Source organism: Paraburkholderia antibiotica, from assembly GCF_012927125.1.
Taxonomy (GTDB): domain Bacteria; phylum Pseudomonadota; class Gammaproteobacteria; order Burkholderiales; family Burkholderiaceae; genus Paraburkholderia; species Paraburkholderia antibiotica.
Window position 1 is genome coordinate 17,788 of sequence record NZ_JABBFZ010000023.1, and the last position, 11,755, is coordinate 29,542.

The following is an 11,755-nucleotide window of genomic DNA, read 5'->3' on the forward strand; positions in this document are numbered from 1 at the left end:
GCGGCCTCCAGGTAGTCCAGCGAGTAGAAATCAGAACGCGTATTTCGCGCGACGCGCGGCGTCACGGCGCTGCAGCCAGCCGATCACGACATCGCGCACACGCTGACGCAGGCGGTCCCAACCGCTCGGATTGCTAATCAGTTGGGCGCGATAGAAAGACGGACACAGCACGGCCGCATGCGCGACCTCGCCGCACAAGCCGCAGCCGACGCAACTGTCGACGACGGTCGCGACTGGATCGCGGCGCAGCGGGTCCGGGTTCGGGCGGATCGACAGGGACGGGCAACCCGAGAGCCGGATGCACGAATGATCGCCGGTGCAGGTATCGGGGTCGACGCCGAAGCGTTCGCGCACTACCCGCTCGCCCGCGGCAAGCGCCTTGCGCACCTTGGGCTTTTCGCGACGCTGCCGGTTCAGCATGCATTCGCTCTGCGCGATCAGGACTTTCGGACCTGGCGCACTCGTCGTCAACGCTTCGCGCAGCGTCGCGGTCATTGTTTTCAGGTCGTACGTATGCCTGATCGTTCGCACCCACTCGACGCCGACGCCGCGCACCGCCCGCTCTATTTCATGGCCGGTGCTGCGCGTCGGATTGCGGGCATTCGACGACGGAATATCCTGGCCGCCGGTAGCAGACGTGTAGTTGTTGTCGACGATGATCGTCAGGTTGTCGCTGCGGTTGAACACCGCGTTCGCAATGCCGCTCGTCAGGCCGTTGTGCCAGAAGCCGCCATCGCCCATCACGGCGATCGCGCGCTTGCCCGCGGGCGCGTTGAGCGCGGCCGCGCCCGCCGCGCCGAGACCGTAGCCCATCGTCGTGTTACCGAGGTTGAACGGCGGCAGAATCGAAAACAGATGACAGCCGATGTCCGCGCTCACGTGATGCGCGCCGAGCTCCCGTTCGACGAGCTTCATCGCGGTGAAGATGGGTCGCTCAGGACAGCCTGTGCAGAAGCCCGGCGGCCGCGCATGGACGGTCTGATCCAGCGACGGCACGGGTAGCGCGTCATCGCGCGGAGCCTGAGGGGATAGCGGAGACAGCGCGGCCTGCGCGCCGGCACTCACCGCGACCACCGGAATGACCTTGCGCGTGGGCGCCTCGACCGGTTGCGGATCGACGTGCCCGTAGCGTTCGAGAAAAGCCCGCACGCCGGCCAGCACCGTCGCGGTGGTGTACTCGCCCGCCATCGGCAACACGTCCTTGCCATGCAGCACGGTGTCGCTTTGCAGCGTGCGCAGGATGCTCGCGACGTTCTGCTCGACGAAGTTCGGCTGCCCCTCCTCGATCACAAGCAGCGCGCGCTTGCCGCGGCAGAACCGCTCGAACTCCGCATCCACGAGCGGATAAGCCACGTTCATCACATAGAGCGGGATTGTCGACTCGCCGTAGACGTCCGCGAGTCCAAGCTTGCCCAACGCGCGGATCAGCGTGTTGTACGCACCGCCCTGCACGGCGATGCCGACATCGGCGGCGTCTTCGGAAAAGAATTCGTTCAGCTTGCGTGCCTGAATGAAACGGATCGCGGCCGGCCAGCGCTGCTGAACTTTCTCCTTTTCATGCAGAAAGCTCGCGGGCGGCAACACGATACGATCGACGTCGCGTGTCGGGTTTTCCAGCGCGTCTTTCACCGTAAACGCAGGCCGGCGATTGGCCGACGCGATGAATTGCCCATGCACATGGCAAGCGCGAATCCGCATCTGCAGCATCACTGGCGTACTGCTTGCCTCGGACAATTCGAAACCGTCCTTCACGGCCTGCACAATGGAAGGCAGGTTCGGGCGCGGATCGAGCAGCCATATCTGCGACTTCATCGCGAACGCGTGACTGCGCTCCTGCATGATCGAGGAGCCCTCGCCATAGTCCTCGCCGACGATGATCAGCGCGCCGCCGAGTACCCCGCCCGAGGCGAGATTCGCGAGCGCGTCGGACGCGACGTTGGTGCCGACCGTGGCCTTGAACGTGACCGCACCGCGCAACGGATAGTTGACCGACGCCGCCAGCGTCGCCGCGGCCGTCGCTTCGCTCGCGCTGTTTTCGAAGCGGATGCCGTGCTCCGTGAGGATGTCCTGCGCGTCGGCCAGCACGTCCATCAGGTGCGAGATCGGCGCGCCCTGGTAGCCCGCGACGTAGGCCACGCCCGATTCCAGCAGCGCCTTCGTGACCGCCAGAATGCCCTCGCCGCTGAACAGCTCGCCGTCTCCGAGGCGGAGCTTTCCGACTTCCTCGACAAATGATCGCTCGGCCATCGCGCACCTTATCGTTTGAGGTTAGGCGAGTATAGGAATAAAGTACGGCATCTCCGAATCGATCAAATTCTGGCAGCAGCATAAGTTTATTTATTCGACCCTCGGGCCGTCGAACGGGACGCACTTCCCACTCGCCGCCCGCCGGCATCGCCGGACAACGACTCCCCCTGCCGTGGACACCAACCGCATCGACCTGAACCTGCTGCGTGTTTTTCACGCGATTCACGAAGAGCACAGTCTGACGCTCGCGGCGAACCGGCTCGGGCTGTCGCAGCCGGCCGTCAGCTATGCGCTTGGCAGGCTGCGCGCGATCCTCGAAGACCCGTTGTTCGTGCGGACCGGCAACGAAATGCAGCCGACCTCCGCCGCGCTCGAAATGCGCGAGCCGTTGCGCGCGGCGATGACGGCCGCGGAACACGCGCTGCATCTGATGGTGCCGTTCAATGCCGCCTCCAGCACCCGGGTGTTCAGGCTGTCAATGTCCGATATCGGCGAGCTCGCGTTCCTGCCGCGGCTGTGCGCGGCACTCGCGGAATGCGCGCCGCGCGTGCGTCTCGACATCCAGTCGGTACCGCTCGATCAGATCGACGACGCATTGCGCGTGGGACGTCTCGATCTCGCGATCGGCAATTTACCGGCGCTCGTCGGTCACACCCGGCATCAACGGCTGTTTCACGAGGACTACGTTTGCATGACGCGCCGCCGTCGCGGATTGCCGAAGCGCACGCTCACGCTGGAACAGTACCTGTCGTTTCCGCATGTGCTCGTGGGGTCGCTCGAAAGCGGCCACCACCAGATCGAGGACAATTTCCGCAAACGCAGCATTCATCGCCAGATCGCGTTACAGGTGCCGCATTTCACCGTCGTGCCGCACATTCTCGCGCATACCGACTGGATCGTGACGCTGCCGCGACGCACGATCGAACTGCTCAACCCTGCCGGCGACTTCGCCGTGTACGACCTGCCGGTCGACATTCCCGGCGTGACCGTCACCGTGCACTGGCACGCCAACTTCGACACGCACGACGCGAATCGCTGGATCCGGACCCTGGTGATCGGGCAGTTGAGCGACGCATCCGCGTAAACGCGCACGGCATTCGTCGCGGACCCGCGCAACGCGACATGCCCGCGAACGACGCTGAAGCGCGAGAGAACTGTGCGCCGGGGGACGCGTATCGATTCGATTTCTATTGATCGAAAAACTGGGAGCGCATGGTGCTCGAAGGCGAGCTATATATCGCAACGGCGTTTCCACCCCGACTTTTGGCCTGATACATCGCCTGATCCGCGTTGCTCCGCAGGCTTTGTTCGTCCGCTCCGTCGTCCGGGTAGACTGCCACGCCTATGCTGGCCGACACGTGCAGTACCCGAGCGCCGATCTGGAACGGTTCTTCGATCGATTGCCGCACCTTTTCGGCAAATGAAGCCGCGTCTTCGATCCCACGAACGTCCGCGAGAATCGCGACGAATTCATCGCCGCCCACGCGCGCGACCGTATCGGATTTGCGGAAGCATTGCTTCAGACGCTTGCCGATATGCTCCAGCAAGCTGTCGCCTACCGCATGTCCGTAGCGATCGTTGACCGGTTTGAAGTGGTCGATGTCCACAAAGAGCAGCGCGAACTTCGTTTGCGCGCGCTTTGCGTTGAGTGTGGCCTGTTGAAACCGGTCACCAAATAACAACCGGTTAGGAAGATCCGTCAGCGAGCAATGCTGGGCCAGATAGACGATTTGCCGCTCGGCTTTCTTTCTCTCCGAAATATCGCGGAACACGACGGTCACGCCGTACATATTGCCTGCCTGGTCGCGCAGAGGTGCGCATTTGTATTCGACCGGAAAGCAGGCGTTGTCCTTACGCCAGAACAGATCGTCCACGACGTGACGGGACTGCCCGTCTCCAAGCGTCGCGTAAATCGGACAATCTTCGACGGGGAACGCGAACCTGTCCGCGCGATGATGATGAATAGTCTCGTGGCCCGACCTGCCAATCAGACTCTCTTTGTCTGCCCATCCCAACATCTCGATGGCAGCGGCGTTCTCGGCAATGATCGTACCGTTCATGTCGAGAACATGGATGCCCTCGCTGACGGAATTCAATATGTTGTTAAGCATGCCGTTGGTAATTCCCAACTGACGCTTTACCGCCGACATCCTCGCGAAGGCCAGGATCTTTGCCTTCAATACATCCCGGCAGACGGTCTTCGCAAGCATATCGTCCGCACCGGCACGGACGGCCGTCACGCAATCCACTGCGTGATCCTCGGAGGTCAGTACGATAATCGGGGTCGGCGAAAGTTGTTGCATCGCCTCGATGTCACGGATTGTCGCTGTCAGCTCCAGGCCGGATATAACGGGCAGGTCTATTCCCACCAGGATCAGGTCGACCTCTTCCGTGCAAAACAGGTTCAGTCCTTTCTGCCCGTCATTCGCGACGTGGATATCGCAGCCAGATCGCCGTAAGACCGACTTCAGATGCGATACAAACGCTTGATCTTCTTCGATAACCAGAATCTTCATGATCAGAACATAAAAAACTGACGGCCAGATACGATCCGCGCACGATGGCCATTCACATCGCTCAACCAGTTATGCCGATGCTTTGGCCTTGCCGTATCCGGCGAGTTTTCAACCACTTTTCCAGAGCAGCCGGAGACAAGGGTTTGGAAAACAGATACCCCTGCATGACAGGGCATCCATGCTGGGCGAGAAACCGTCGTTGCGCTTCGGTCTCGACTCCTTCCGCCACGACCTTCATGTGCAAGCTCTGACCGATGCGCAGTACCGACGCGGTCAGCGCGCGCGCCACATCGCTGCCTTCCAGATCCTGCACAAAGCTCTTGTCCAGCTTTAGCTCATCGATCGGCAGACGATGCAGGTAGCCCAGACTCGAATAACCCGTTCCGAAATCGTCCATCGAAAGCCGCACGCCCAGGCGATGAATTCTGTCGATTGTCGCCAGCACCGCCGTCGTCGCGCCCAGCATGACGCCCTCCGTCAATTCCAACGTCAAGCTATCCGGCGGCAAATCGTGCGCACGCAGCGTCCTTGCGATCAGCCCCGGCAAGCCGGCATCCAGGAAATGACTGGCCGACAGGTTGATCGCGACATTCCGGATGTCCGTTCCGCACCGACGCCATTTGGCCAGTTGGCGGCATGCCGCACTCAACACCCAGGTGTCGAGTTCGATGATCAGCGCACGCTCTTCGGCCATCGTGACAAAGCGCGCCGGCGGTACTTCGCCCAATAGGGGATGTTTCCAGCGCACCAATGCTTCGACGCCAAATAGAATTTGCGAATGCTCGCCGCAGACCTTCGGTTGATAGCGCAGATACAACTGCCCGTCATGCAACGCGGCACGCAGATCCGCCTCGAGCATCGCCTGTTCCTGAACCGCGGAATTCATTTCCACGCTGAAGAATCTCAGCCTGGACCGACCGTCTGCCTTCGATTGATACATGGCCATGTTCGCATGCCGCAGCAGCGTTTCCACATCCGTGCCGTCGCCGGGATACATCGCGATACCCACGCTCGCGGAGGTGTGAAGCGCACTCCCTTTCACCGCGACAGGACGCCTGATTTCCTTCAGTATCCGCTGAACGAGATACGCGATCCGGTAGGTATCGGATCGCGGCACAATCAGGATGAACTCGTCGCTGCAAAGACGACCGACTACATCTCCGTCGCAGACAGCCGCTCTTAATCGCCTTGCAATTTCACCGAGCAATTCGTCGCCGACCGCATGTCCTCGCGTGTCATTGACCTGCTTGAAGCGGTCGAGATCGATAGACACGACGGCCAGTTCGCTACCGGTATCCTTCGCGTCCTGCAGCGCCTGCTCCATTTTGATGGTGAGCATCGCACGATTCGGCAATCGGGTCAGATTATCGTAGAACGCGAGCCGGTAGATATGAGCCCGGTTCGACTTCCGCTGCAGCAGGAGGATGCAGAGATTAACCGCAACTTCGATAAGGCGTTCATGGAAGACGTCGAGTCCACCACGCTCGCGATAATAAAAAGTGAAAACACCAATAAGCGTTCCGTCTTTGGCTTTGATCGGATAAGAAAAACCGGCTTTTATCCCTAGCGGAAGAAAGGTTTCTCTATAGTCCTCCCACAACGGATCATTACTGATATCCGCGACCAGGACGGCCTCTTCGCGCCATGCCGCGGTTCCGCTCGACCCAACCGAGGGTCCGATCGGCAGTCCGTCGAATCGCTGCACGACGGATGGCGGCAGGCTCGGCGCCGCCAGTGTCGTCAACCGCCCTTCACTGCTCACTTCAATGACCGAACACATCAGATTCGGAGCGATATGTTCGACTTCCTGACAGAGGATTCTTGCGACATCCTCGGTTGGCATTTCACGCACCATCGCGCCGAGCACGTTCTCCTGAAGCTCCTCGTGCATCTTGGTCAGCGTAATATCGGTCAGGACGCCAATCAGATTCACCGGATTGCCGGCTTCGTCGCGCACAGCGTTGATCACAATCGACACCCAGAGCGGCTTCCTTGTCTTGGTGTAGACGAGAATGTCCTGCCTGAATCCGCAAAGCGAATTGGGCTGCTCGGTCGCGTTGCGGATCAGCATCCCGGCCTCGACATTCGTTCGGGGACCGAAGAATACCTCGGACGGCCGACGCCCCAGGAGTTCGTCCAGCTCGTAGCCGAGCATGCGGGTTGCCGCTCCGTTCGAGTACACCACTCGCCCGTCCGGATCCGTGGCAATGATTGCCGCATCGGTCTGATTGACCACCCAGGACAATCGTTCGAACTGTTCCTGCTGTAGCCGCTGAATCGTCGTGTCCTTGACGACCGCGATGTAGTCCGCCTGTCCTGCGGTGGTGATTTTCGAAACCGACATCGATCCCCAGCTCATGGTACCGTCGAGCCGTCTGATCGATACTTCGTTGCTGGCCCCGGCCAACTGGTCGATGTCCAGATCGGGCCGTTCAGACCCGTGGATCGGCCGAGCGGTCCGGTCTTCGCACGAGATCAGCGACATGAAGTCCTTTCCCAAGGCCTCCCCGGCTGGCAGCCCCCAAAGCTTCACCGCGGCCGAATTGAAGAATGTAATCGCGTTGTTCGCGTCGATCATGACGACCGCGTCGACCATATCCTCGAGGGTCGCCCTTACGACGGGGGATACCTTGCTCCCGGGTATCGCTTTTATTTTCATTGCAAAAACTCACTTTCTCAGTGCATGCACTGGCTCGATACGGATCAGCGTCACCCCGAGATCCAAGCCATTACATTGCGAAAGACTAGCCAAATCTGTCGACACGGGAGAGTGAATTCAGGGGTACATAGACAAGATTCTTATCTCAAAATTTGCCTGATTTCCGGGCGAGACTGCCGGAGTGCTCGCGCATTCCAGCAGCAGCCGGCAAGTTCCATGGTCTGACTCTGTCGTACGGCATGGCCGTCGCGATGGGTCCTGCATCGATCTGCAGGGCCAAGCCTCTTTGTGCAGAATCCGTAACACATTGGATTCGGTGAGACATTACACGCGTGCCGGGCAACAAAACAGTTAACAATAGCTAAATCCGTTTAGTCAGAGCAAAGCCATGAGTCCACGTACGCAGACTCGGCGAGCGGAGCATGCGCCAGCGCACGCACATCGGAATGACGTCGAGCGGATGGTGGCCAGATTCATCTGCCGTTTCTCCATAGCCGGATCAGGAACCATTCGCATATCGACCTATGGATTTTTCAATTTATAAAAATCGCGTTGGCTGATTTTTCGATTGCTAATCATATTGCTGTCGAAACGGACGTAATGTTCCGTCTGGCCCACCATCGTGGCAATAACATGAAAATTCCCGACGATTTATCCATAGCCGCAGGCCTCTTTGCAGTCTCTGCGTTGATCTCGACATTGATCATTGCGCTCGTGCAACACGTCTGAGCTGATCGGTACATTTGTCAAATATCGATAGGCACAATCGGCCGTCGACGCATTAGAACAATCTTCAGAGACGGTTTAAGAATTATGGAATCACTTTACAAATCCTCCCATATTGCCCACTGCGCAATCATGGCCATGTCGGTGCTCCTGATGGCGGCTGCCGCATTGCTGGTGCGATATGCGTAGCGAGGTATTAATACTTTATCCCCGCTTCGGCACATCGTCGGATGCCACATCGCAAGACCGGGTCTCATATGAACACCTCGACGCGAGAGTCTTTCTCGATAGTCGAGGCGTCGTCGTTACAGGTGCGAGATTCCTGTTGCCGCAGAGGCAGACTTACGCGATAGACGGGATTACGGCAGTCCGGATGCACAGACATATGCCTAGCCAGACAGGTCCGATTCTGTGCATTTTCGCCGGAGTGGGTATGGGTGCGATCGGCAACCTCGCCATCTGGATCGCCGCCGCGATAATTCTGGCCGGCATCGTCTGGTTTGCTCTGCTGAAACCCCGATTTTCCGTCGTGTTGAGTTCGACCGCTGGTGAAACCGAGGCATTAGAGGACCAAGACCGTCGCTGGATCGAGGACATCGTGTCGGCACTGGATAACGCGATTGCGCACCGAATCTGTTTTCCTTCCAGCTCGATCGTGTAGTACGGGCATCGGTAATCCACTGCTCTGGAGCGTAGAGATATCCGTGCGCGAATCCGGTTTCTACCCTCACTCATTGCCTCATACCGTCACCCATTTTCAGAGTCGAGCGGCGCGCGCTTTGTTGGAAATACAAGGAAACCTGTAATGAAGCGGGTCTACGAATACAAAGGTTTTCAGATCGATGTCGAGCTCGATCCTGTCTGGATGCGGCAAGCAGGCGTAACCGTATCGTCACCGGTGGGATTCGTGCCGATTGTCAGCGTTATCGCGGCAACAACCGGTGATTCGATGCGTGCCGAGCCAGACCGGCTGACGCCGCTCCCCACCGCGGCCGACGGCCTCATGGCCGGATTCACGCTGGGTCAGAGATGGATAGACGCGCAATCGCGCTCCAACTCAGGCGCGACGTAGCGTCTCGACAACTTCCCGCCGATGGCACGAGCGAGCTTCCGACATCGGCTTGATCGCCGTCGATTGAAGCGCGACGATCACAGCGTGCGATCGTCGCGCTCGCATCATCTTGCCGACTCCGCACGGTCCGCTACGGCAAACCCCATAGTCCGCCGGCTTCGCGCTGCTCTGGTGCGCCGAATCCACATGAGCGACGGGAACTCGAACGCCCAAAAGAACAGGTAGGCGCCAGCAATCGATACCGCGACGGAAATCGCGAACGTAATAGGAATAAGAAATCGACTTGCGGGGAAGTTCGGCTCGATCAGATAGGTCCACGACAACTGAAGCAAAGGCGGGTGAATCAGATAAAGGCTGAAGCTGATTTTGCCGAGCCCGGTAATCGGCCCCGTGGACAGAAAAGACTTCATTGCCGACCGCTCGCGCAACGACATCCAGACGATAACGAAGCACGCCAGCAATCCGCTGAACAGACTCGCAACCTGCAGCGGCCCCACCTTCTTGAATTCAGTCGCCAATACGATCACTGTCAGGCAGGCCATGGCCACGCCGATCCATTTGAAATCGAAGCGCGCGCGCCCCTGTTGACACTGGTCGACATACACCGCAGCCGCCATACCGCAGGCGAAAAGCCCGACATAGTAGACCGATGAACCGAACGCACCGGGATTCAACCAGTCATGCCGGTACAGAAGCACCCAGACGGCAAAGCTCGCGACAACCGAAGCGGCTGCGGTCCGCATAAAGCCGAAGCGTCGTCCGAATAGAACGAGTACCGGCAGCAGAAAATAAATCTTCCACTCGACACCGACCGACCACAACACGTAGTCGATTTTCGAGGCGCTAGCCGCGGACCAGTCGTGCAGCATGAAGACATGCAGCAATATCGCGCGTGTATCGATGGGCGAAGTCTCGACCCAAAAGCCGGTCGCTTTGCCCGACAGCAATGTGTAATTGAGCAACAGGCAAATCAATAGGCATGCGTAGTAAGGCGGCAAAATGCGCATTGCTCTCGTCGCGAAGAATTCGCCTGCCTTCAAGCGCTTTCCGTTCAGATAAGGAAGCGTCAGGCAGTAGCCGGATAGAACGATAAATACGCTGACAGCACAATGGCCGCCTTCCAGCAGAAAACGCAATATCCGATGCGCCCGGCTCAGCGCAATGCCATTTCCGGAAGGAAAATTCCAGCTATGAGTCAGACAGACATAAAGCGCGGCGAGCCCGCGCATGCCATCGAGAAATTTGATGTGTGTCCGAGTCGTCTGGATCTCAAGAACTTCCGAAGCGACAGCAGTACTCGCTGAATCGATCGTCTCCCCGCCACGCCAGGGATTCGTTTCATGCGCTGACTTCATTTGCTTTTACTCGACTATGGGTTGGCACGAAAAGCGGCCAGCGTGCATCCTCACTGTCGATGTGTATGTTGGCGAAGCAACAAAACCGGGCGTTGTCGCTTGCCTGGCAGGACGAAATATTGAGTGGGCATAAGGCCGCGTGCCGGCACGCTATCCCGAGATCGCGCATCGCGTAGCTGACCGAGCGAAAAGAGATATGAAGCGGGTTTGTGCGGTCTGGAGTTTGGGCGCGGACTGATTCGCCCCGACGGCATCCGGTTTCGCGAAGATGCGAAGACACGAAGAACGCGCGGCCCATCATTGAGCCAACTACGCCGATCGCTATCGGCTTCCTGTCGACGAAAAGCCCACCTTGCGACAGGCCGCCCTAACCAGCCGCAGCCATGCAGCCCTCCGCCGTGCCCGCAGCTCGCCTCCATCCGTACCGGACACCATCCCGCAAACCGTACAGGTACTGTACCGGCCCATCTCGCTAGAATGAACCGCACTGCATTCATTCCCTGCGATACCGCGACACCGGAGCCCCCATGTCTTACGTCACCCTCAGCGCACTGCCCGCCGGCATCCTGTTCGCGCTCGTCACCTCGATCACGCCCGGTCCGAATAACACCATGCTGCTCGCGTCGGGCGTGAATTTCGGCTTTCGCCGCACGCTGCCGCATCTGTCCGGCATCAGCGCCGGCATGGTGCTGTTGATGCTGTCGGTCGGGATCGGTCTGGGCGAAGCGTTCGTGCATTTCCCGGTGCTGTACACGGTGCTCGAAGTCGTGAGCGTCGTGTATCTGCTGTATCTGGCGTGGAAAATCGGCACGTCGGGCGAACTGAAGTTGAAAAAAGGCGAGCGTCGGCCCATGCGTTTTCATGAGGCAATCGCGTTCCAGTGGGTCAACCCGAAAGCGTGGATGATGGTGCTGACGGCCGCCACGACGATCCACCTCAGCGAGAGCTTCGGTATGAACGTCGTCGCGATGGCGGTGGTGTTCTATGTGATCGGCTTTCCGTGCATCTGCCTGTGGGCCGGCTTCGGTACCGCAATGCGCGAGGTGCTGTCGAACCCGAAGCGGCTGCGCATCTTCAACGTCGCAATGGCGCTGCTGCTGGTGTCGTCGTTGTATCCGATCGTGATGAAGCTGATCGGTCAGGGTGCCTAAGCATCGGCATCAACACAAACACCCGTAAA

General features: G+C 59.1%; 8 protein-coding genes. 4 read left to right on the forward strand and 4 right to left on the reverse strand.

What is annotated here, in order from left to right; genetic code table 11:
- Positions 1-30: 30 nt before the first annotated feature.
- Positions 31-2,247, reverse strand: a complete 2,217-nt coding sequence (locus HHL14_RS27650) for a thiamine pyrophosphate-dependent enzyme (protein ID WP_169500781.1) — start codon at positions 2,245-2,247, stop codon at positions 31-33.
- 172 nt (positions 2,248-2,419) lie between these two features.
- Between HHL14_RS27650 and HHL14_RS27655 the strand changes: the two genes are divergently transcribed.
- A complete protein-coding gene (locus tag HHL14_RS27655; RefSeq protein ID WP_169500782.1) occupies positions 2,420-3,331 on the forward strand; it encodes a LysR family transcriptional regulator in 912 nt (303 codons plus the stop codon).
- A gap of 103 nt (positions 3,332-3,434) precedes the next feature.
- Here HHL14_RS27655 and HHL14_RS27660 read toward each other — a convergent pair whose 3' ends face one another.
- Together HHL14_RS27660 and HHL14_RS27665 are read right to left on the reverse strand one after the other, a co-directional pair.
- On the reverse strand, positions 3,435-4,763 hold the full coding sequence (locus HHL14_RS27660; RefSeq protein WP_169500783.1) for a diguanylate cyclase domain-containing protein: 1,329 nt from the start codon (positions 4,761-4,763) through the stop codon (positions 3,435-3,437).
- A gap of 61 nt (positions 4,764-4,824) precedes the next feature.
- Positions 4,825-7,422: a sensor domain-containing protein gene (locus HHL14_RS27665; protein WP_169500784.1), complete on the reverse strand. Its 2,598-nt coding sequence runs from the start codon at positions 7,420-7,422 to the stop codon at positions 4,825-4,827.
- Between the two features lie 907 nt (positions 7,423-8,329).
- On the opposite strand from HHL14_RS27665, the gene HHL14_RS33380 reads away from it, so the two are divergent.
- Entirely contained in the window at positions 8,330-8,809 is a 480-nt protein-coding gene (locus HHL14_RS33380) for a DUF6232 family protein (RefSeq protein WP_230413235.1), read from the forward strand.
- 144 nt (positions 8,810-8,953) lie between these two features.
- Complete coding sequence (locus HHL14_RS27675; protein ID WP_169500786.1) at positions 8,954-9,220, forward strand: hypothetical protein; 267 nt, start codon at positions 8,954-8,956, stop codon at positions 9,218-9,220.
- A gap of 104 nt (positions 9,221-9,324) precedes the next feature.
- On the opposite strand, the gene HHL14_RS27680 is transcribed toward HHL14_RS27675, so the two are convergent.
- Positions 9,325-10,575 (reverse strand): acyltransferase family protein, encoded by a 1,251-nt coding sequence (locus HHL14_RS27680; protein ID WP_169500787.1) that lies wholly within the window; start codon positions 10,573-10,575, stop codon positions 9,325-9,327.
- 527 nt (positions 10,576-11,102) lie between these two features.
- Here HHL14_RS27680 and HHL14_RS27685 point away from each other — a divergent pair.
- Complete coding sequence (locus HHL14_RS27685; RefSeq protein WP_169500788.1) at positions 11,103-11,726, forward strand: LysE family translocator; 624 nt, start codon at positions 11,103-11,105, stop codon at positions 11,724-11,726.
- The last annotated feature ends 29 nt before the right edge of the window (positions 11,727-11,755 follow it).

What these genes read in the sequence shown, in the direction of transcription:
- HHL14_RS27650 (WP_169500781.1), bottom strand. Translation starts at nt 2,247, where the DNA reads ATGGCCGAGCGATCATTTGTCGAGGAAGTCGGAAAGCTCCGCCTCGGA.
- HHL14_RS27660 (WP_169500783.1), bottom strand. Translation starts at nt 4,763, where the DNA reads ATGAAGATTCTGGTTATCGAAGAAGATCAAGCGTTTGTATCGCATCTG.
- HHL14_RS27665 (WP_169500784.1), bottom strand. Translation starts at nt 7,422, where the DNA reads ATGAAAATAAAAGCGATACCCGGGAGCAAGGTATCCCCCGTCGTAAGG.
- HHL14_RS33380 (WP_230413235.1), top strand. Translation starts at nt 8,330, where the DNA reads ATGCGTAGCGAGGTATTAATACTTTATCCCCGCTTCGGCACATCGTCG.
- HHL14_RS27675 (WP_169500786.1), top strand. Translation starts at nt 8,954, where the DNA reads ATGAAGCGGGTCTACGAATACAAAGGTTTTCAGATCGATGTCGAGCTC.
- HHL14_RS27680 (WP_169500787.1), bottom strand. Translation starts at nt 10,575, where the DNA reads ATGAAGTCAGCGCATGAAACGAATCCCTGGCGTGGCGGGGAGACGATC.
- HHL14_RS27685 (WP_169500788.1), top strand. Translation starts at nt 11,103, where the DNA reads ATGTCTTACGTCACCCTCAGCGCACTGCCCGCCGGCATCCTGTTCGCG.